Raw genomic sequence first — 22571 nt, forward strand, 5'->3', positions numbered from 1 at the left:
AAAAAAGAAAGGTGGAATCCTCTCTCCAATTGTCTATTTTAAGAAGTTTCTTTTATCCTATATTCGTATTAATATTACCACTTCCAAAGTAGAGTGACAACTTTTGTGGGAGGCTGAAGGCTTAGGGAGTGTGGATTTTTACAGGAGCTTGCCTTTATGTAGTCATAGTTTGGTGGATTTCTTGGATTATTGTCTTCTTGGGTAGCTTCACAAGGGCAAAGTTTGTTGGGTTTTAGAGAAAACCGCGTTTATGCGGACAAGGTTCACTTAGTTCATAAATTAGTTGTCTTTATGAACGGCTCATTCAGACATCTTTTTCTGGGTTCGTGCAAGAGTTGTCTTTATGACGCTCGCATACGGACAGCGCTTTCTCTGAGTTCGTGCAAGAGCTGTCTTTATGACGCTCTCATACGGACAGCTTTCTCTGAGTTCATGCAAGAGTTGTCTTTATGACGCTCTCATGCAGACAGCTTGCTTTGGATTCATGCAAGAGTTGTCTTTATGCTCCCTGCATGCGGACTCTATCATCAAAATTCTCCGAACAGTGTCTTTATGAGCCAAACAACGGAAAAAGCGAAGTCCTCCCAAAACAGGTATTTACCCTTTTTTGGGACAGCCTCGCTCGTAATCACTTTTTATAGAATACTACTGCCTCATATGGGCGTAGGATTATCGTTTGCTCTAAAGGACGTTCGTCGTAATTGGACAAGAGGTATTGATAACCATCGACCTCAACATCACACATTGTGACTTCAACTGGCTGCTCAAAGAAGTTTGTCATCACTAACAATTCTTCATTAAGATATGTTCTCTGATAAGCAAAAATCTCTTGCTGCTCCTGCAAAACTGGCCTAAACGAACCGTGCGCGATAATATCCATTTCCCTACGTAAAGAAATCAGCTTCTTATAATAATGGAAGATTGAATCCTCATCCTGTAAGCTGTTCGCAACATTTATGTCCGCATAGTTATGAATGACCGGAATCCAGGGCTCTACAGCACTGAATCCAGCATGTTCCGAATCCTCCCATTGCATCGGCGTTCTCGAGTTGTCTCTTGAACGAGCTTGGAGGATTTGAAAAATCTCTTCATCCGATTTTCCAGCCTGCTTCAAGATGAGATAGTAATTCAAGCTCTCCACATCTTTATACTGCGCGAGCTTATCAAAATAAGCATTGGTCATGCCGATTTCTTCCCCTTGATACACATAAGGCGTTCCTCGTAAAAAATGAACCATCGTCGCCAGCATTTTCGCCGATTCTTTATGATACTTGCCATCATTGCCAAATCGCGAAACAATCCGCGGCTGGTCATGGTTGCACCAGAACACAGCGTTCCAGCCATTGCCTTTTTCCATTTCGACCTGCCACGTAACAAGCAGCTTCTTCAATGCCTCAAAATCGCAATCCTGCAATTCCCACTTCTGTTGATTCTTATAATCAACCTTTAAATGGTGAAAATTAAAGCACATGCTTAGTTCTTTTTCATCAGGATTCGAATAGCGAATGCAGTTGTCAATCGTCGTCGATGACATCTCTCCTACTGTCACGATACCATCCTCATCCAAACCAGTATCCAGACTTAATTCTTTCAGAAACTCATGAATTTGTGGACCATCTGTATAAAACTTACGCCCATCGCCTGTAGAATCATCCTCAAAAATGGCTGGCTTCGAAATCAAATTGATGACATCAAATCGGAATCCTTTAATCCCTTTTTCGATCCAAAAACGAACGATTTTTTTCAACTCTTCACGAACCTCAGGGTTGTCCCAATTTAGATCAGCCTGCGTTCTATCAAACAAATGAAGATAGTATTTTCCCAAAGAAGGAACGTATTCCCACGCATTGCCACCAAATTTAGATTCCCAATTGGTCGGGTTGTCTTTGAAAATATAGTAATCTACGTATTTTGGATCACCGGTTAAGGCTTTTTGGAACCACTCATGCTTGGTAGACGTATGGTTAAACACCATATCAAACATGATGTCGATGTCTCTTTTACGAGCCTCGGCAATTAACTCCTCCACATCCGCCATGCTTCCGTATAAAGGGTCGATATTGTAATAGTCGGCAATATCGTACCCGTTATCGTTTTGCGGTGAGACGAAGAACGGGGTAAGCCAAATAAAATTGGCCCCCAGCTCTTTTATATAATCTAGTTTTTCGATTACGCCTCTTAAATCTCCAATTCCATCGTTGTTACTATCCTTATATGATTTTGGATAAATTTGATAAACGACCGTGTGCTTGTTCAACATGCTGAAACATCCTCTTTTTTATAGAGTTTCATCAAGAAATGTAATACATAAAGGAAACCAATTCGCTACATGTGGGTCAATATAGTCGGCTGTTTGTAATTTCGCTGTTGTTTTATCAGCTAAAGACAAGCCATGTCTTCCTTTATGAAAAACATGAGTTTCAAAAGGAATCTTGTGTTTCGCTAATTGACTCGCATAGACCCAAGCATTTTCTACAGGTGTTGTTGCATCTGCTGATGTGTGCCAAATGAAAGTTGGGCTTGTCTGCTCCCCTACTAATTGGTCGACATGGCGATACTCTTCATTTGTCGTTATTTTTTTCACGGCTTCCGCAAGCGCTGGGTGAATCGTGACCGTATCAAAACTCACCAATGCATAGCAGAGAATTGTTGCATTCGGCTTCAAGCTTTCCGTTGTAGTCTGTAATTTTTCTGCTAACCACTCTTGCTGCCAAACACCATTATATAGTGCGCTTAAATGACCACCCGCCGAACAGCCGAGTAAGACAATTTTATTCGGGTCGATATTCCACTCGTCGGCATGTTCACGAATGTATTTCACCGTATAGCCAAGCTCCAACAATGGGTATGGTAAAAGTTCTTCTGTACTATCATTGTTGATAATCGAATAATTCAAGACAAACGCTTGATAACCTTGTGCCGCAAAGGAAATGGCCATTGGTTCCGATTCTCGATTGGAGATGAATTCATATCCACCACCAGGGCAAATAATGATAGCAGGCATTCGATAGTCTGGATCGATGGTTACCTTTTGCTGAATATACGTATCTAGTTGTGCGTGCTTGTCGCTATAACCAAAGTTCGGCAAGTCAATCGAACGAAATATCATTACATTTCACCTTTTTTCTTTCTTTTTTCGTATCCAAAAATGAATACTAATGCTGCTGTACCAAATACTGCGACAACGAATGAAATCAACATGGCATAGAAGCTGTGGTCAATTCCTGCTGGATTAATTCCACCAAATAAGCTAAATACACCACCAGCAACTCCGTACGCTTCTGCATTCATCGCACCCATGATTGCTCCACCGATACCACCACCAAGAATGGAGAACCAAAGAACTCTCTTAAACTTCAAACAAATACCGTATAAAGTTGGTTCTGTTACCCCAAACATCGCTGAAATCGTTGCACCTGCTGCGATTTCTTTTTGAATAGGATCCTTTGTTTTGATCAGCATTCCAAGCGCTGCACCTAACTGACAGAAAATAGATACGGCTAATATTGCAAGTAATGGGTCATGTCCATTGGCCATGAAGTTTCCGATTGAAATTGGAAGCATCCCCCAATGTAATCCGAAGATAACAAGAATTTGCCAGAATCCGCCAAGAATGAAGCCTGTAATCATTGGGCTTAAATTGTAAATCCAGAAAACGACTGTTGCTAATTGTCCACTTAAAAATGTGATAACTGGCCCGATTAATAAGAACGTTAACACTCCAACTACGATCATTGTAAAAAGTGGAGTCAAAATTAATTGAGTTGCACTCGGTAACTTTTTGTTCAACCATTTTTCAACGTAAGAACATAACCAAGCTGCCACAAGAACCGGGAATACAGATGATGCATAGTTCATGAGCACAACTGGAATGCCAAAGAAGTCTAAATCGACGTTTGCGATTTGCGCTACGACTGTTGGATGGACAAGTGCCGCTCCAATAATCGCTGGAATGTAAGGTTTTGTTTTTAGTTTTTTACCAGCTGAAAATCCAAGTAAAATTGGGAAGAAATAGAAAAGTGCATCTGCTAAAGCATTAAGGAGTAAGTACGCTCCGGACTCTGCCGTAATTAATTTAAAAATAGTAAGTAGTGCTAGAATTCCTTTTAAAATACCGGCTGCTGCTAAAGGTCCGATTACCGGAGTGATTGTTCCTGTCAACGTTTCCAAAAAGCGGTTGAAGACGTTTTTCTTTTTCTCAGTTACTTGTACTTCTTCTTTTGCAGAAGTCTCTTCACCGGTGAACTTCTCTCCTAAAATTTCGATAACTTCTGAGTAAACTGCCCCTACTTGGCTACCAATAACGACTTGATATTGACCTCCACTTTTCACAACACTCATAACACCTTTTAATTCGTTAATTGCTTCTGTGTCGGCAATGGTTTCATCTTTTAGGAAAAATCTTAATCTCGTAATACAGTGAATCACTTTAATAACGTTAGTGGGACCACCCACACGGTCAACGATTTGTTGCGCTAGTTCATGATGGTTCATGACGCTATCCCCCTTTAAATTTGTAAACGCTTTACACTTTGAATTTTAAATTTGTTTAAACAAATTGTCAATTAGTTTTTGTGAATTTGTTTAAACAAATTTTTATAGTTGTTAATTGATATGGAAATTACTGTGTACTATAATTAGACTGTTCATTACATATTGGGGGATTTTTTATGGCTCAGAATAAATTTTTACATATATACGAAATTCTAAAAGCTCGGATTGCAAATAATTATTACTCTGATACCATGCTTCTTCCGACTGAAATGACACTCGTTGAAGAATTTAATGTGAGTCGTAATACGGTACGTCGTGCGATTCAGAAATTGAATGAAGATGGTCTTGTGTATAGCGTCAAAGGGCGCGGCGTTGTGATTTTAGAGAGTACGAAGAAAGACAATATGTACGTACCTTTGAGCAACTTCCAGGGATTCAACACCTTACATACAAACAAAAAATCGGAATCTAAATCTATTGTGAAATCATTTAGTGAAATAATAATAGATGAGGATTTAGCAGAACGAACATCCTTTGATGCAGGGGAAACCGCTTATTTCATCGAGCGAATTCGTATCGTCGATGGAGTGAGAGTGATGTATGATACGAGTTATTTTCGCGCAAACATTGTCGAGAATTTGACGGAAGAAATTGCGCACGGCTCAATTTATAGTTATATCCGAGAAACGATAGGAATCCAAATCGCTTCGGCAAAAACGTTTTTGAAGGTCGAAACGGCTAATGCAAAGGACATGGACTACCTTGATCTAGAAGGCAACAATTGCGTGGGTGTAGCCGAGAACCTCGTCTATACCGATATGGGGAAGCTATTTGAGTATACGGAAATTCGTTTCATCCCGAATAAGTTTGTTATTACGAACTTTGCTCAGAATGTTAATGATTGAGATTTCTAATAAGAGGATGCACCCCATGCAGCGGGTACTTCCTCTTTTGCTTAATCCTCTATATTTATCCCCTTGGCTTGCATAGCCTCGATGATTTGTTCAAGGTGGAGTCCTTTTAACTCCAAAATTAACTCTTTTAGATCGAATTCCATATCGGAAATGGCAGTACCTAAAGTCGATGGAGAAATGCCGTACATTTCTGCAATTTCTTTTTTCGTAATATCGATCATCGGATTCACGGACAAGTTGATATAATGTATCGCCGCTGCATAAGTTGCAGGCTTTTTCGTCAATCGCCACGCTACTTCACAATACTTATTCCACAAGATGAACCCTGTTGCAATCGCCGTGTTTGGAGCCTCCAGCTTTTTCATTTCTGCTTCAAAAAGCTCTGCGACTTCCTTCTGAATTGGACTTTTCCACTCAAAATCTCCTGCTCCGTATTCAATCGTCGCATATGGTACATCATTCATAAGCGTAATAAATTCATCGCTCAAAAATTCAATTGGGTCTTCATATCCTGAATTCTCAAAAACTTCATTTATATAGAACTCTTCCTTGTCATCCTTCTCCCCTTCTAGGTCAAAGACGGATACGAACAGAATGTACTCGCCACCAAATGGGACTAAAAATCCGAAGACAAAGGAATTTTTTTCTAGTTCTGTTGGCTCCAACAGCTTAATGGAAAGGACCTCGCCGGTTAACGTATCTCTTACCTTCATAGAATCGGCGCTTAGGGAAAGCAATCTTCCTGCAATCGGTCTTGGGTTCGTCCAGGATTCTAGTATCTCTTTTACCTTCGGACGCTGGATCATTTTGCTTCGTCCCTTGATAAACTGCTGTAGAATTGTTTCCTCATTTTCAACCGGTACAAACAACGAGTACCAGATTGTGTGAACAAATGAGTAAAACTCTAGTTCATCTTCATCCTCAGTCAATAGCTCTTCTAGCTTCTCCTCGAAATCCTCGGTGATTTCTTCCTCATACTCATGCATTGCATATTGAAGCACTTGCGTTTGAAGTGCTAAAATCTCTTGCTCAATTATAGAAGTAATCGAAACGGTCTTTTGTGCTCCACAACACTTTTTATATTTTTTCCCACTTCCGCAGGGACATGGTTCATTTCTACTTACCTTTACATTCATGGTTGGTGCTCCTCTCTTTTTACACGTACCTACCATTCTATCACTAATTTCAGTTTAAACATTTTTTCAAAAAAGCAAAACTATTTTTTGGAAAAAACTTCTTGATTTCCGCAACTATATTCCTATAGTATTTATCCCCCTTCGACAAGTTTCGCAAAATTGTCGAAAAGATGACAAAAAGAGTTAAAATGTCTCGAATTCGAACCGATATTATATTGGCAAAGTATCTTACACTAACTTGGAGGTTTAACCAACATGAAAAAATTAAGTTTCATTATTTTGTTGGTCTTTCTTATAAGCGGCTGTTCCAATTCTGCCGTAGAAAAAAAGGATGAACATAAAATCGGTATTCTACTTTCTGATGCTGGTCTTGGCGATGAATCTTTTAACGATTCAGCCTTTCGTGGTTTAGAGCAAGCACGTGATGAATTCGGAATTACTTTTGATTATCGTGAAGCTCCAGATGGCGAATTAGAAAAGCCATTGACTGAGCTTGTGGAGCAAGGAAACGACATCATTATTGGATTAGGATTCTCCGTTAAGGAAGGTCTTGAAACAGTAGCGAAGAAATATCCTGATCAGCAATTCTTATTGATTGACGAAGTATCTGAACTGGAAAATATCGCATCGATTACTTTTAAAGAACAAGAAGGAAGCTTCTTAGTTGGAATGGTCGCAGCGATGACAAGTAAGACTGATAAGATCGGCTTCGTAGGTGGTGTGGACGTTCCCCTAATTCACCATTTTGAAGCAGGATTTAAGCAAGGTGTGAAATATGTAAAACCAAACGCAGAGGTATTCGTTGACTATGCTGGTTCATTCGATGATGTTGAACTAGGCAAACAATTAGCGACAGCTCAAATCGATAAAGGTGCTGACTTTATCTACCATGCAGCTGGATTCACAGGTTACGGGATCCTACAAACAGCACAAGAGCGTAAAATATATGCAGCTGGAGTGGACACGGATCAATTTTTCGTAGCAGAAAAAGCGGTTGTGACGTCGATGCTGAAAAATGTCGACCAAGCAGTTTATGATATCGCAAAAATGATAGACGAAGATGGCAAAATCGATGCTGACGACTACCTATTAGGTCTTGCTGAACAAGGGGTAGGTCTTGCTGAAATTAGGGTTGCTAATCTAACGCCAGACCAACAAAAGGCACTTGAAGAAGCTACGAATAAAATTATTTCAGGCGAAATCACCGTCGATTCGGAGTAAAGGAGGGAACTAGATTATGAGACTAAGAGGCCGTTTACTAAGCATGTCCATCATTCCAATGATTCTTTCTGCCTTCATCATTGGATTTATGATCGTTCAACTACTTAATATTCAAAGCTCTAGTAAGAATGATGTTGAAATTCTTCTACAGGTAGAGGAATTAAAGGGCGATTCAAATGTTGCAAAGCAATCCTTAGCGAACTATACAGCTAATGCATCTGAAGCGAATAAGACAGAAGCATTAGAAAAGCTTGATAGTATTCAAGGAAAAATGTCTGAGCTTGGAAAGATTTTACGGGATGATGAGCACAAAGAGCTTTTACAAAAAGCATCTGGTAAATTTGAGACTTTAGCTACCGAATCGAAAAAGGCGTTTGAGCAGGATAATAAAGCTGAAATCAAACGCCAATCGATTCGTATTTCCGGCGTTCTAAACGATATTTACATGTTGGATAAAAGAACAAACGAGTGGTATGAAGAAATTCTTCAGCAAACAGAGACAAAAATTGATGGTGTCGTCCTATTCTCAAGCATTAGCATTGGTGCTTTGATTGTGATTATGAGTGTGATTATTGGTATCGGTTCGCAAAAAATCACAAAGCCATTAAACGAAATTGTTGATGTAGCCAACAAGATTGCTAATGGGGATTTAACAAGCCAGCTTTCTCAATCTGAGAAAAAAGCGAATAGTAAATTTGAAATTGATCAATTAAATGCTGCATTCATTTTTATGATGGAAAATTTAAAGGGTACGGTTAGCTCGATTGAGCAAATTGGGAAAGAAGTAACGGCGTTTACAAAAGAAGTCTCTACGCAAATGGAGAACTTATCTGAAGTTAGTAGCCAAGTAGCGGAATCAACCGAAGAGCTTGCAAAAGGAAGCGAATCGATTTCTTCAGATATCCAATCTACTGCTTCATTAATGGGTAGTATGAGCCAAGACTTCGTACATGTGCAGGATGAAAGTCGACAAGCATCTGAGGCAAGTGCAAGTGCATTTAAATCGGTTGAAGTTGGTCGCGAATCACTCAATAAGCAAGGCGAAATCGCGCAACAGCTTTCGAAATCAACGGAAAATATCGCACTATCGGTAAAAGAGTTCGCTCAATTTACAGGAGAAATCGAATCAGCCGCTCAATCGGTTCGTGCTATTGCTGAGCAAACAAACTTACTAGCGTTGAATGCTGCGATCGAAGCAGCTCGTGCTGGTGAAGCTGGAAAAGGTTTCGCGGTTGTAGCAGACGAGGTCCGAAAGCTTGCCGAAGATTCTACACAAGCAACTCACTTAATTACTGCGATGGTATCAAACATCATGAGTGGATTGAAAAACATCGTCGAAGCAACGGAGCTTGGAAATGTATTGTCCACTCAACAGGAACAAGCGAAAGTTTCAACTGAGCATGCATTTGAAACAATTGCTACAGATGTAACTTCGATTCAGGAGAGATTAGAAGAGCTCGTTCGTAGCGTTGAAAGATCAAACGAAATGAGCAACCAAGTTTCTCTTGCAGTTGAAAACATTTCTGCAATCACAGAAGAAACAGCAGCTGGAACAGAGGAAATCTCCGCTTCCACTGAAGCACAGCTAAATGCCTTCCAAGAAGTAAACAACATGCTCTTGAAACTTCAAGACATGACGGAAGTATTGAAGAAGGAATTGGATAAGTTTACGATTTAAATTTTATGTGAGACAGCCCCGGAATTTTGGGTCCGGGGCTGTTTTTTGTTTATGATGGGAGCGATATCGGTGATTTTTGGGATATATCGGCGATAATCGGATTTTATCGGCGAAAAACCGAATATATCGGCGAAACCGCAAATTGCCACACCTTCAGCTAGGCTAGCACGACCGCCCCATACACCAACGCACCAGCAATCACGTACGCTGGATGCACCTTCATTTTTTCCATCAAAATGAAGCTTGCCGCTCCGATGAAGAACGTTTGCCAGATGCCAACACCTTCATAAGCGGAGAAGAAGAACTCATACGTCATAATTCCGAGCAATACCGCGATGATTGGGCGAATGAACGTCGTCATACGCTTGACTCTTGGCGATTCCTTGTATTTCATTAGCAACCCTAGCAGGGCAATCATTAAGATCAATGACGGTCCAACCGTTGCAAAAACTGCAATAACCGCACCAAGAATGCCGCCTTCCTGATAACCGATGTAACCAGCCATTTTTGTGGCAATTGGTCCTGGCAAAGCATTGCCTAGTGCGAGCACCTCACTGAACTCCTCCACTGACAACCAACCATAACGGTCGACGACTTCATGTTCCACCAACGGAATTGAAGCAGGTCCCCCACCGTATCCGAGAATTCCTGGAAGGAAAAATGCTAAAAATATCTGCCAATAAATCATGATGCCTGATTCTCCTTTTTCTCCGAAATCGAATCCTTTTTCACCAAAGCTGCTACGAGTAGAATCAAAATAATAATGGCAGGATGAATGTTAAGGAAATAAAGGAGCACGACACCGACAGCAATCATCACGCTTGCCCAAATCCAACCGAGCTGTGATGTTCCAGACTTTTTCACAAAATCCCAGGTAAGGGTCGCTAGCATAACCATCACGACAGGCACTACCGCCGTTGCCATCCCCTTCACCCAAGGTTGGTCCTTGTAAGAATTCAGCACGGTTAAAAGGAGAATCATCAAAATAATGGTCGGCAGCATCGTCGCAATGAGCGCATTGACCATGCCAAGTATTCCACCGACACGATAGCCGATATAACCAGCCATTTTCGTCGCAATCGGCCCTGGCAAAGCATTCCCAAGGGCTAACACGTCGCCAAACTCATCCGTGTCCATCCATTTATATTTGTCCACGACTTCTTTATGTACGAGCGGAATGGAAGACGGGCCGCCACCGTATCCTAATATGCCCACCCGGAAAAATGCTAGAAAAATGTGTAGATGTTTCATTTTTTCACCCTTTCGCCTCTCAAATAAAGAGTGGTATACAAATAATATACCACTCCACTGGCTATTCATGTTTACCAAGCTGCAATTGAGCCATCTGTACGTGATTCCGTACCACCCATCAAGACACCTGTTTCCGGGTCACGCCAGATGATTTGACCACGGCCAAATCCACCTGTGTCAACAGTCACTTCAATTTGATGTCCTTTTCGAACGAGCGCCTGTGCAATATGATTCGGGAAGCTATGTTCAACCTGCACCTTTTTATCACCAACCCATTGCCATCTCGGCGCATCTAACGCAGCCTGCGGATTTAAATGGAAATCAATCGTGTTCATAACAACCTGCATATGTCCCTGTGGCTGCATGTAACCACCCATGACACCAAATGGACCAACCGCTTCGTTTCCTTTCGTAAGGAATCCTGGAATAATCGTATGATACGTTTTCTTCCCTGGCTTTAATGCATTCGGTTGCTCAGGATTTAACGAGAAATCGTGTCCACGGTTCTGCAACGAAATGCCGGTACCTGGTACCACGAGCCCTGAGCCAAAGCCCATGTAATTACTTTGGATAAAAGAAACCATATTACCCTCATCGTCAGCGGTCGCAAGGTATACCGTTCCTCCACGTGGTGGCTGGTATGGATTCGGGTCAATTGCCTCGTCTCCAATTTCGTTTCGGCGGGATTGGCCGTATTCCTCAGATAGCAATTCCTCGACGGTAATTGGCATATCCTTCGGGTCTGTGATGTAGGCTTTTCCATCTGTATAAGCCAGTTTCATCGCTTCAATTTGCTTATGGTAGGTATCGAGCGTATCTTTTGCTGGGAATTCGAAACCACTCGTGATGTTTAATGCTAAAAGCGCCACTAATCCTTGCCCATTCGGCGGAATCTCCCAGACATCATAGCCACGGTAGTTCACCTTAATTGGCTGCACCCATTCCGCTTTGTAGGCAGCTAAATCTTCTTTTGTTAGGAAACCATTATATTTTTTTGAAAAGGCATCGATTTTTTCAGCTAGTTCGCCTCGGTAAAAGCTTTCCCCATTCGTTTCAGCAATTTCGCGTAAGGTTGCGCCATGTCCCGCTGATTTCCAGATCTCTCCGACCTTTGGCGCCCTCCCACTTGGTGCGAACGTTTCAAACCAATGTTGGAATTCATCATCGGTTAAGATTTGCTTATATCTTTTATAGGCATAACCCCAATACTTTCCAAGGATCGGAGTTAAAGGATAGCCGTTTTCCGCATAATCGATGGCAGGTTGAAGCACTTCTTTTAACGGAAGCTTCCCAAAACGTTTGGACAGCTCTGCCCATGCAGATGGAGCACCTGGTACAGTGACCGGAATAAAGCCATGAGTCGGCATTTGCTCTTGTCCGCGTTCTTTGATGGCTTCGATAGAAATGGATTTCGGCGCTGGCCCGCTACCATTTAGACCGTGAAGCTCACCTTTTGTCCAAACAAGCGCGAATGCATCACTTCCGATTCCATTCGAGGTTGGTTCAACGACAGTTAGAGTTGCAGCAGTTGCTATCGCTGCATCAATCGCATTTCCACCTTTTTTAAGAATATCAAGTCCTGCTTGTGCCGCTAACGGCTGTGAGGTGGCCACCATTCCTCTGTTTGCAATGACCGTTGTTCGCTGCGATGGATATGGATATTGTTGAAAATCAAAGTTCATATTATGTATGCCTCCCCTTCTTATATTCATATTGTAATAGATTGTAGCAATATTCACAATTTTTGTTTTTAATGGATGAGACTTTTGAAGTAATGCGTGGAATTGAAGAGGATATGCGTGTGAAGGGCTAGTGAATGCACAAGGTGGAGGAATTGTTGCGTATTTGATTACACTTGTACCACGGATTGAGTAAATGCAATAATTTCCAATACTTTTTAAAATCATATTCGGACGCCTTTTTTCAAAATCTATAAGTATTATTTTAATGGAAAGGACTCTAATGATGAAAAAATGTTTTATTGTAGGGCTACTACTTTTAACTTTTGTATTCAATAATTTTACTGTTCATGCTTTTGAAGATACCGCAACACCTAATCCATCCATAGAAACCATGGCAAAAAAAGGACAATATATCCTTATGACAAGAGAAGAATTTAAGAATTGGTTATTTAAGCAGTCATTTAAACGGAAAATAGCACTGATTCAACAGCACCATACATGGGCACCATCGTACAAACATTTTAAATGGAACAATCATTTTCAAATGATTAAAAGTATGGAACATTACCATAAAAGTAAAAAGGGCTGGCAGACGATTGCTCAAAACATAACAACATTCCCTGATGGAAGAATCGTTATTTCAAGACCTTTTGACATGGCCCCTGAAGGTTCTATTGGTTGGACTGCAAATGCTCACGGGATATCAATCGAAAATATAGGGAACTTCGATAAAGGACAAGATATCATGACGAAAGAACAAAAAGATACGATTGTTTATATCACAGCTTTACTTTGTATTAAATTCAATTTACAGCCTTCTGTTGACACCATTACCTACCATCATTGGTGGCATTATAAAACAGGGCAAAGAATTTTAGATAAAGGTACGAGCAGAACCGTTAAGTCCTGCCCTGGTACTAATTTTTTCGGTGGGAATTCAACACAGAGTGCAAAAAAGTATTTATACCCTCTTGTATCAAGCAAAATGCAAGAAATTTTAGCCTCGAAATAGCACGAATAGGCAAAAAAATGATATTTTTCCCCCAAAACAACAAAAAACCGCATCTCCAAAATGGAGATGCGGTTTGATAAACTATTTTATTGTGCCTCGATTAATCCATAACGGCCGTCTCTACGCTTGTACACGACGTTTGTTAGGTTTGTGTCAGCATTGGTAAAGACATAGAAGGTATGTCCTAACATATTCATTTGAAGGATCGCTTCCTCGCTATCCATTGGCTTTAAATCAAAGCTCTTTTGGCGAACGACTTCAAGATCTTGATCGTCTTCTTCTATGACAGGTGCACCTTGGTCCTCGAAACTTGCAAATAATGCTTGGACACTTCCTTTTTCTCGGAGCTTACGGTTGACCTTTGTTTTATGCTTGCGAATTTGACGCTCCAATTTATCAGTAATTAAATCAATCGCTGCATACATATCTTCGTGAATCTCTTCTGCACGCAACACTAGATTTGGAATCGGAATCGTCACTTCCACTTTGGACTTCTTGTCGCTGTAGGTCCTTAAATTCACATTCACATTTGCTTCAGGAGTTTCGGTAAAATATCTTTCAAGTTTGGCAATTTTCTTTTCTACATACTCTCGAATTGCTGGAGTTACCTCAATGTTTTCTCCTCGTACGTTAAAATTCATTAGTGAACTCCTCCTTTTAGAATTTCCTTTACCTTGCAATCCCTGCTTTCCGGTCACCTCACGGCTCCAGTCACAAAAGATTTTACAAACAAGTCTTTATTAAAAAAGACTATGTATTACATTTCTATTTTAACCCTTCAAACTCCTGCTAAAACGAGGAAAAAGTTTAAAAATCTTGTCGAATTGGTGACAGATGTTTTGGGTATGGACTACTACTATTAATGAGTTCACTAGGCACAGTTTGCCCGCCCTGTAAAATAAAAAAAGCCCCACCCAATTAAGAGCCGAGCTATTTAAGGTAACCAGTACCATTCATCAAGTATAAATATTAATTAACATCCCTTTAATCTCACCAACAAGACCAGCTATGTTAAGACCCGTTTTTTCTTTTTCTAATACTTCATTTGTAAGATCAATTAATTTTTTATCGACTTCTTTAACAATTCTGTAGGTTCTTGCAGAACCACGATGATTAAAGCCAAAGTCTTCATTTAGCTCAAGACCGTTCTCAACAACATCCTTTAAAAAATCTTTGACCATTTTCTTATATTTACGTAAATTATCAACCGTTTGATTATCAGCAAGCTTTTGCCCTTGTTCTTCAATTTCCTTAACCTTTTGGGTAAGTCGATCATAAGTAAGATCTCTTTTTTCATGATCCATGACAGACTGAAACTGGATGGACCCTTTAGCAGTCGTTTCTTTTGATTTTACTTGATCAAGTGTAGCTCTCTTTATACGGCTAACTTCCATTCCTACATCACCTTTTCTAATAGCTACGTTCTAGTTCATCTAACAATAATAATATTTGAGCAATAGCGGCATACAACTGAGGAGGTACTGATTCTCCTAGGTCGATACTGATTAGCGTATTCAATAGCGTATCGTCCTCTTGCAATTCAATTTGATTTTGCTTTGCTAAATCGAGTACCTTTTTTACAGCCTTTCCAGAACTTTGGATTGCTTCACTTGCTAACGCACCTTGACTATTATTATAACGAACAACTGCCTCAGACGGGACACTAATTTTTTCCTGATTTTTTATATACATGCTTCTTGGATTCATCATACAGTAATATCATACCCTTTATTTTCGTTCTCGATAGGCTTTGATTGAACAGTCGTGTTTTCCTGTGCCACCACTTCATTCTGTTCCTCTAATGGCCTTACTTTCATTTGATTTAAATTGTACCCAATTTCCTTAAATCGTTCTTGTGAGATTTCTGTAAAACCGGCTACCTTATCACTCAGGCTATCTTTATCACTCTTAAAAGTAAGAGAAACATTTTTCTCAGAGGATGACATCAGCACTCCTACCTCGCCTAGCTTTTTCGTTTGCAAGACAAAATAAATACTACAGTTCTCCCAATCCAGCTTGTCGCCTTCATTTCTAGAGTTAACATAGATTTTGATATTTTCAACCTGCTTATCCACCATATAAGGCATTTGGAAAAATAAGCTTTGTTCTCCTGTCGACGATTGCTTACTTAGCAATTGTTGTCCTGAGATACTGTTGACAGCTTCTTCAACCTGTTGCTTATGCTGAGTCTTTAGATCATCGCTTTTCATCATTTTTAATAAAATATTTTTTATGTTATCCGCTTGTTGCTCATTCGCGGGAATACCAGCTTTTGATAAAAGTGAATATGCAACCTCACGTTCATTTGAAAGACCCAACTTACTTATTGCCTCGTACATATGTCGTGGAGTTACCTCATTGTTCGGAAAAGGCTGAACCACTTTTTCAATTGAATTTGTTAACTGTTTGATCGGTGCACTATCCTCTAACCCAAATTTACTCATCACAAAATGCTTCATTTTTACATCCGATGGCTTAAACTCAAGCTGTTCCATCATACTCTTTACTTCTTTTACAATTTTATTTGCCTCCGACGCTTCCCCTTTGGCTAAAAGCTTCTTAGCATCAGATAATTGTGAGCTTGCTGTGAGTAACTTTTTTTCTGTAGCCATATCTGTATAAAGGAGAAAATCGCCTTTTAAAATTGCATTATCTAGTTTATGGATAGTTGATTCTAATACTTGCTTTATATTTGCTTGAGGTGGCATCGTACGATTTTCAAGCATTTTATTAACATTATCTAAGTTTCGTGTAATATCTTGCTTTAAACCTTTAAAATCGATAGCCATTTGTGACATTTTTTTCGTAATTTCTGTGACGATCAATTTTATTGAATCTGACTTTATTGAAGGAAAATCACCCATAGTTAAATCTGCCTCGATATTGGCTAGATTCGGTTCATCAACACTAGTTTGACTGATTGTCTCTTTGTTCATCTCCTCTAAAGGAGTATGATTCACTTCGCTATCTTGATTGTGTGGATGTTTAAGTTGCGATGAATTGGTTTGTTCAAAATGAGTGTTTTTAATCTCGTTCTGACTTTTTGCAAATTCGAGAGACTCTTCCTCATTCACTTCACCAGCAACTGATTCCGAAAGCTTTTTAGTAAGCTGACTCTTAATCAACTCATTCAAATCTGCATCGTCCAGCTGTACATCCAAAAATTGAGTGGTCTTCCCAATTTCTGATTTAGGATGAACGTTTGTCTGATCAACTTCCATACCAAAAGAAGATTTCAACATATTTAGGAGCGTATCTAGTGTGGTAGATACTTTATTGCCATACAAAGCTTCATGAACAGATTTTATGGTCGCATCAGAAATTGGAATTTGTTTTTGAGCCATAGCTTGCAAAGTCTTTTGCTTTTCTTCCGCAGTTCCTTCCCCATTCGTCAAATATTTACGAATTGAAGCTATATTTTCCTTTGTAACAGGAATCCCCTTTGCCGTGAAGGAGCGGATAATTTCTTCCAATTTACCTTCTAGACTTTGCTTTTTCTGTGTAGCAGGAACTTGAGCTGTATTTGGGTCAACCACTTTAACCGTAATAACTCCTTCGGCAGATTTCCCCGTAATCTCAACAGATACTTTGCTCTCGTTCGGAACTTCACTTTCGAATTTGACCATTGTATCTGTGCCTTTTGCAGAAACAATCGCATTTTGACCATTCATTTTATCTTTTATATTTACTTGTAGGACATCACCTACATTAAATGAAGAACTATTTGTGAGCGTATTTGTTTTAAAACTAGTAGGAAATTGGATTTGCATAAAACGCACTCCGTTCTGGTATTCTTATCTATTTTATCGGCAAAAAATGAGGAATGTGTATGTGGAAATTGAAGGGTATTGGACTTTAATTGGGGTTCATACTAAAAATCAGGTCATAAAAAGGGTTGTGAAAACTATTTTCACAACCCTTTTCCACCTTTACTTTTTCTTATCAAAATAATGTCCATCAAATGAAGGAACAGTATACATTTGATTATATCCTCTAAATGCAGACTTCCCCTTTTTAGCAAGTAAAATATCCTGCTGTATCTCTTTTTTTATATTAGTCAAATTACTGATTATATCTTCACTTATACGTAGGACTTCCTTAAGCCTATTTTTATCAATCGCTGACAAAGTCTCTGTAAGTAATTCTTGTAGTATCTTGCCACGTGCTTCAAGATAACTAACGATCTCCTCAATTTGCTTATCACGTTCTTGTTTATCACTTGTCTCAACTTTAGCTTTTAACTGTAACGTAATAGAATATAGCTCCTCAAGAGAATCCATTTAAACAAGCCCACTTGTCTGGTATTGTTTTTTGCGATTAATTTGGATGACTTCCTTCCAAGTATCTCTAAACTCTATGACTAATCCTTCTACTTCATTCACAATCTCAACATCATTTTTAATATTCGCTTCGATAAGTCGACGATTCATATAATCATACAATTGTCTCATCTCTTTTGAAATATCATAGTCATAATTAAGAGTTACGATTAATTCCGAAATGATATTTTGCGCTTTAGTGAGGTTAAGGTGTTTTCCTTCTATATCTTTTTCTTGAATAGCTTTTTTAGTTAAATGTAAAAATTTAATACATCCGTTGTATAACATGAGAGTTAATTCACCAGGAGATGCTGTTAAAACAGAATTCTGTTGATAAACTGTATATTGTTTTTGCATTTTCTTTCCTCCTCTTGAAATATGAAAAAAAATATGAAAAAAATTATTACCCTAGCATACTTGTAATAGAACTACTTTGTGAGTTCATATCACTAATTGCTTTTTCCATTGCCGTGAATTGTTTATAATATCGATCTTCTATTGTTTCTAGTTTATCTTCCCAATCAGCCATTTGTTTTGTTATATCATTAATAGAACTACCTAATGAACTAGAATCAATATTTGCAGCTGTGTTAGGGCGGCCAGCCTTTTTGTTCAATTTATCTACAGTTTTGCTGAGCTCATCATATACTCTAGTAGCAATACCATCTTCAGCTGTAAATAACTTAGCTACTTCATCTGGATTATTAGCAATAGCCGCTTTTAATTTGTCCTCATCAATCTCAAGCTTTCCATCTGTAGCCATATATTTGGTACTAATACCTAATTGTGATAACATCTTAATTTGACCACTTGGTATTCCAGAAACAATGTTGCCCATATCTCCCCTTAAATTGGTAAGGGCCGTGCGGATAATCTCATCATTGTAGAGTAACCCTTGCTTGGCTTTTTCATCCCACTTTTCTGCTTCTTTTTCAGATAGTTCCTCTCTCTGTGTATCTGTAAGTGGGCTATAATCACGATCACGAGTCGTTTTCACTTTTGTAGTTAAACTATCAATGAGGGAGTTATAACTATCAATATAATCCTTAATGTTATTGAAAATGGATTCAGTGTCTGATTCAACATTTACTGTAGTTGCCATGTTCGGATCTGCTTTCAACAAAGTTAATTCAATTCCATAAATAGTAGCTTTGTTGGAAGTTAAGTTAGAAATAGTAGTTCCATCGAAGATAATCTCTGCGTTTTGCCCTTGTGCAGAATAAGTATTAGTTACAACACTAGAAGCATCTGCCAATGATCCACCTTTATTAATCAATGCAGCAATATTTTTACTATCACTACTAGTAAGCGTAATGGATTGATTTTCTCCCATTTCCTTGGTCGAAATAACAAAACTTGAAGTTACCTCATCAAATGAAGCTCTTAACCCTAATGATTTTCCGTCCGATGTAGTAGCTGCCCCTATTTTACTAGCCAATGTAGCATAAGTATCCTGATCCGTTACTGTAATTGTTGCTGTACCAACAGATGTTTTCACTTCAAAAGCGGCTGTTTCTCCAGAAGTTAACACTTTATTTGTTGATTTAACAGCAGATCCATCAACACCCAGAATACTTTTATCGGTCTTAACACGGGCAGTTTCTGCCAATTTATTAATGGTTAAATCATAGGAACCTTGGACCGCATTACTCTTTGAAGAGACAGATACAAAACTTGTATTTGTAGAAGTTGCTTTGTATCCATTGAATGCAGTTGAGAATCTTAATTTATCAGCTTTTGCCTGAAATGTACTTAACTCCAGATTTACATCTCTATATGCATCTTGTTGCCATTGAAGCCATTCTTTTTTCTGAAATAACTTATCTAATGGGGCACGTTCAACATTCATTAAATCTTTTATAATCTGATCTGTATCTAGTCCAGATGCAAATCCTGTAATTCTCATTGTATTATTGGCCATTAAGATACCTCCGTTAAATTTTGTTGTCTATAAATAAACCCAAATACTCTCTCATAGAAGCGTAAATATCCAACAATTTTTTAGGTGGGATTTCTTTCACTATTTCTTTGGTTTCATCGTCAATAAGAGTGACATAGTATTTCTCCAATTTTTCATGATACACATATTTTAAAGAAGTATGTGTATCTTCAAGAACTGAGTTTATGTCTTTAACCATGTTTTCCATATCTTTTTCTTTAATGCTATCGTCGGTTTCATTCTTAGGCTGCTGTTCTATGCTGTTAGTTTGTTGTACTTCAATTCTATCTTTAATAGATTTACTGTTGTCAACACTGAGGTTTTTTTCTAGCAAATTTGATATTAAATTAACAGAGCCCATTTTCAAATCCCCCTAATATAGTTCTACTTATTACATCGGATAATTTCCCTCAACTTTTACTATTTTAGATTCATTAATCGTAATTTTGCAGGAGCGTAATTGTACTTAGCAGATAACTTATAGTAATTTTTAGCTTTATCCTTTTGATTAAACATTTCATAATATACTCCCAAATTGTATGCTGCAAGAAAGGAACCTGTCCCTATTACGATTTCTCTCTGTTGTTGTTCACCTAATGCAATACAAATAAGATAAGCACGTTCAATTAGTGGAATGAAATCGATATTCTCCTCAGTATCGCTCAATACAAAATGCATGTAAAACAATCCTGTTACAAAGTTAAAGTCTGGACTATTTCTTAATGGAACATTCATTTGGTCAACAATTTCAAAAACAGAGTAAAACTTTTTTAATTCAATTAAAGTATAAATATAATTGACTACTAGATCTGTAAAATATCCTTCCAAGCTATTCACTTGCAGATATGCCTCTCTAAAAGAAGCTTCTGCCTCTTCTAATAAATCCATTTTTTTATACTGTCTAGCCAGCTGGTAATGTATATAGCCATTGTTTGAATCACTTCTAAGTTCTTCATTAAGTATGGCAATGTTTCTTTTCGATTTGTCCGTTTCACTATATCCTGTGTGAAGTATCTCTATCGGAAACTCCAATCTTGGTAAATCAGAGACAACTTGTTCATGAATCTTACCTTGATATACCATACCTTTAGGAAGCAAACGAGAAATATATGTTTGAGAATATCTTTCTTCGTTGTTTTGTACGAATTTATTCTTAATACAGACTTTCCCAATAGATTGTTCTTTTAGGAGTAGCGAGTCTACTTTTTCTTTGTCCCACCTTAATATTTGTTCATCTGCATCAAGTATGAGATTCCACCTAGAAGTCGATTTGGTAAGAGCAAAATTCCGAGCAGCAGCAAAATCATTTGACCATTCATAGTCGTAAACGATTGCACCATGTCTAACAGCAATCTCTTTTGTATTATCAATTGAGCCTGTATCTACAACAATAATTTCATCTACGAATTTATTGACGGAACTTAAACATGTAGCTAGATTATTTTCTTCATTTTTCACTATCATAACTAGAGATATATTTAACATATCAATCTCCTTAATTCTGTATTTCTCATATAATGATTATATCGACTTAAAATTTTATATTTGAAACAAAAGTACTAAATAAAAGGCCTATAGCAGTTGGTTGGCTATAGACCTAAAATCTTTTATTTTTTAACTTTTTAAAAAGTTCTACTATAATCATCTAATTACAAAGAGTGATTTAATCCTTATCAATAACTAAGTAACGTGTATATTTACACATTCTATAAAACAATACAACTTAATTGAGACCCTAGTTTACTCTCATTCCATCAAAACAAGCGAATCTTTCGTTTTTCAAATTCCATCCCCATATTCATTATATGGATAAAGTTTCCACTACAATTCGAATAGTATTTTCATCCATTTCTTCCCAAAACGGCATACAAATAACTCTAGAAGAAATATCATCAGTAATACTTAAATCAGTATATATAAATTCTTGAAATTGCTTTTGATTATGACACGCAGGATTATAATAGGAAACTGCATTAATAGAATTCTCCTGAAGTTTTTTAATGTATTTATTATTGGACTCTCCCGGAGGGCACAGGATGGAGAAAAATTGATAGGGTATTCTACCAGTCGTTTTTTGAAGACACCATCCATTGTCCAATAAACTGTATTTACTTATTTCCTCCGAGTATACATTATATAATGCAATCCGTTTTTGAATCTTTTCTTGAAACACATCTAGTGTCGCTAAGCCAATTGCTGCATGGAATTCTGAAAGTTTAGCATTTAATCCTAAACTTTCAGACTCTCTTTTCCCAGAGTAACTAAAATTCGACTGTGCTTTTATAGAATTGATTAACTTAGTATCTGCACTATAGATTAAACCGCCCTCTCCTATCCCAAATGGTTTGGTAGCGTGAAAACTGTATACTACAATTCCGCTAAAACTTGTTCCGAATTGTATATTTTCCTTACTTGAACCAAAACAAGGAGCTGCATCTACTACAACAGGAATTCCATTATTATGTAATTCCTCATAATATGTTAAATCAATATTATTTCCAAATGTAGCATATGGGACAACCACTGCCACCTGTTCACCTAAATTGCTTATTGCCAATTTTAACTTTTCAGTATCCATCTCCCATCCTTCAGGGTTGACATCTATGAAATAAGGCTCTAGCCCACACCACATTGCTGCCAAGGCGGTTGCAGAGAATGTAAAACTTGGCATAATAGCATATTTTGCACCTTTCCTTTTTGTTTGGGAGATTGATAACATTAGACCTGAAGTTGCATTATTTACTGTTGTTACCCCCCCTATATTATCAAAATAATCATTTAATATTCTACTCTCAAAAGCATTATTTATCGGTCCAAAATTACTATAAATCCTTGAATTATCAATCAAATCCAAGTACGCTTTATACTCTTCGTATTTCACAAGACTTGGTCGCATAAATGGAATATTTGTCATAATTACCTCAC

At 38.2% G+C, this 22571-nt stretch carries 21 protein-coding genes; 4 read left to right on the forward strand and 17 right to left on the reverse strand.

Features of this window, described 5'->3' with window-relative positions:
* Positions 1-628: 628 nt before the first annotated feature.
* From treC to FAR12_RS01970, 3 genes are read right to left on the reverse strand one after another with little or no spacing between them, the layout of a single operon-like run.
* Complete coding sequence (treC, locus tag FAR12_RS01960; RefSeq protein WP_126405605.1) at positions 629-2260, reverse strand: alpha,alpha-phosphotrehalase; 1632 nt, start codon at positions 2258-2260, stop codon at positions 629-631.
* An 18-nt stretch (positions 2261-2278) separates the two neighbouring features.
* On the reverse strand, positions 2279-3109 hold the full coding sequence (locus FAR12_RS01965) for an alpha/beta hydrolase (protein ID WP_126405607.1): 831 nt from the start codon (positions 3107-3109) through the stop codon (positions 2279-2281).
* On the reverse strand, positions 3109-4494 hold the full coding sequence (locus tag FAR12_RS01970; RefSeq protein ID WP_126405609.1) for a PTS transporter subunit EIIC: 1386 nt from the start codon (positions 4492-4494) through the stop codon (positions 3109-3111). The genes FAR12_RS01965 and FAR12_RS01970 overlap by 1 nt, the downstream gene beginning before the upstream one ends.
* A gap of 176 nt (positions 4495-4670) precedes the next feature.
* On the opposite strand from FAR12_RS01970, the gene FAR12_RS01975 reads away from it, so the two are divergent.
* Positions 4671-5399, forward strand: coding sequence for a GntR family transcriptional regulator (locus FAR12_RS01975; RefSeq protein ID WP_126405610.1), 729 nt, complete (start codon positions 4671-4673; stop codon positions 5397-5399).
* Positions 5400-5449: 50 nt separating this feature from the next.
* Here FAR12_RS01975 and FAR12_RS23635 read toward each other — a convergent pair whose 3' ends face one another.
* Positions 5450-6544 (reverse strand): SEC-C metal-binding domain-containing protein, encoded by a 1095-nt coding sequence (locus FAR12_RS23635; RefSeq protein WP_212734372.1) that lies wholly within the window; start codon positions 6542-6544, stop codon positions 5450-5452.
* 255 nt (positions 6545-6799) lie between these two features.
* On the opposite strand from FAR12_RS23635, the gene FAR12_RS01985 reads away from it, so the two are divergent.
* Complete coding sequence (locus tag FAR12_RS01985) at positions 6800-7765, forward strand: BMP family lipoprotein (RefSeq protein ID WP_126405612.1); 966 nt, start codon at positions 6800-6802, stop codon at positions 7763-7765.
* Positions 7766-7781: 16 nt separating this feature from the next.
* Entirely contained in the window at positions 7782-9443 is a 1662-nt protein-coding gene (locus FAR12_RS01990) for a methyl-accepting chemotaxis protein (protein ID WP_126405614.1), read from the forward strand.
* Between the two features lie 157 nt (positions 9444-9600).
* Here the strand turns inward: FAR12_RS01990 and FAR12_RS01995 are convergent, their stop codons facing one another.
* The 3 genes from FAR12_RS01995 to FAR12_RS02005 form a co-directional block, all read right to left on the reverse strand.
* On the reverse strand, positions 9601-10131 hold the full coding sequence (locus tag FAR12_RS01995; protein WP_126405616.1) for a chromate transporter: 531 nt from the start codon (positions 10129-10131) through the stop codon (positions 9601-9603).
* The gene (locus FAR12_RS02000; protein ID WP_126405618.1) at positions 10128-10694 is read right to left on the reverse strand and encodes a chromate transporter; all 567 of its coding nucleotides are present in this window, start codon (positions 10692-10694) and stop codon (positions 10128-10130) included. The genes FAR12_RS01995 and FAR12_RS02000 overlap by 4 nt, the downstream gene beginning before the upstream one ends.
* Before the next feature lie 71 nt (positions 10695-10765).
* Complete coding sequence (locus FAR12_RS02005; protein ID WP_126405620.1) at positions 10766-12376, reverse strand: gamma-glutamyltransferase family protein; 1611 nt, start codon at positions 12374-12376, stop codon at positions 10766-10768.
* Positions 12377-12659: 283 nt separating this feature from the next.
* On the opposite strand from FAR12_RS02005, the gene FAR12_RS02010 reads away from it, so the two are divergent.
* Entirely contained in the window at positions 12660-13388 is a 729-nt protein-coding gene (locus tag FAR12_RS02010; protein WP_126405622.1) for a peptidoglycan recognition protein family protein, read from the forward strand.
* A gap of 86 nt (positions 13389-13474) precedes the next feature.
* Here FAR12_RS02010 and hpf read toward each other — a convergent pair whose 3' ends face one another.
* The 10 genes from hpf to FAR12_RS02060 form a co-directional block, all read right to left on the reverse strand.
* The gene (gene hpf / locus FAR12_RS02015) at positions 13475-14029 is read right to left on the reverse strand and encodes a ribosome hibernation-promoting factor, HPF/YfiA family (protein ID WP_126405624.1); all 555 of its coding nucleotides are present in this window, start codon (positions 14027-14029) and stop codon (positions 13475-13477) included.
* A 315-nt stretch (positions 14030-14344) separates the two neighbouring features.
* A complete protein-coding gene (locus tag FAR12_RS02020) occupies positions 14345-14782 on the reverse strand; it encodes a YaaR family protein (RefSeq protein WP_126405626.1) in 438 nt (145 codons plus the stop codon).
* 16 nt (positions 14783-14798) lie between these two features.
* Positions 14799-15080, reverse strand: a complete 282-nt coding sequence (locus tag FAR12_RS02025) for a flagellar biosynthesis protein FlhS (RefSeq protein ID WP_170972053.1) — start codon at positions 15078-15080, stop codon at positions 14799-14801.
* Between the two features lie 14 nt (positions 15081-15094).
* Positions 15095-17158, reverse strand: a complete 2064-nt coding sequence (locus tag FAR12_RS02030; protein WP_126405630.1) for a hypothetical protein — start codon at positions 17156-17158, stop codon at positions 15095-15097.
* Positions 17159-17317: 159 nt separating this feature from the next.
* Positions 17318-17668 carry a flagellar protein FliT gene (fliT, locus tag FAR12_RS02035; RefSeq protein ID WP_126405632.1) on the reverse strand — a complete coding sequence of 117 codons (351 nt, stop codon included), beginning with the start codon at positions 17666-17668 and terminating at the stop codon, positions 17318-17320.
* Positions 17669-18064 carry a flagellar export chaperone FliS gene (fliS, locus tag FAR12_RS02040; RefSeq protein WP_126405634.1) on the reverse strand — a complete coding sequence of 132 codons (396 nt, stop codon included), beginning with the start codon at positions 18062-18064 and terminating at the stop codon, positions 17669-17671. It abuts the gene before it with no gap.
* Between the two features lie 46 nt (positions 18065-18110).
* Positions 18111-19628: a flagellar filament capping protein FliD gene (gene fliD / locus FAR12_RS02045; protein ID WP_126405636.1), complete on the reverse strand. Its 1518-nt coding sequence runs from the start codon at positions 19626-19628 to the stop codon at positions 18111-18113.
* A gap of 13 nt (positions 19629-19641) precedes the next feature.
* Positions 19642-20007: a flagellar protein FlaG gene (flaG, locus tag FAR12_RS02050; protein ID WP_126405638.1), complete on the reverse strand. Its 366-nt coding sequence runs from the start codon at positions 20005-20007 to the stop codon at positions 19642-19644.
* 59 nt (positions 20008-20066) lie between these two features.
* Positions 20067-21131, reverse strand: coding sequence for a glycosyltransferase family 2 protein (locus FAR12_RS02055; protein WP_126405639.1), 1065 nt, complete (start codon positions 21129-21131; stop codon positions 20067-20069).
* A 316-nt stretch (positions 21132-21447) separates the two neighbouring features.
* Entirely contained in the window at positions 21448-22560 is a 1113-nt protein-coding gene (locus FAR12_RS02060; protein WP_126405641.1) for a DegT/DnrJ/EryC1/StrS family aminotransferase, read from the reverse strand.
* Between the last annotated feature and the right edge of the window lie 11 nt (positions 22561-22571).

This window comes from Bacillus yapensis (assembly GCF_005280205.1).
In the GTDB taxonomy this organism is placed as follows: domain Bacteria; phylum Bacillota; class Bacilli; order Bacillales; family Cytobacillaceae; genus Robertmurraya; species Robertmurraya yapensis.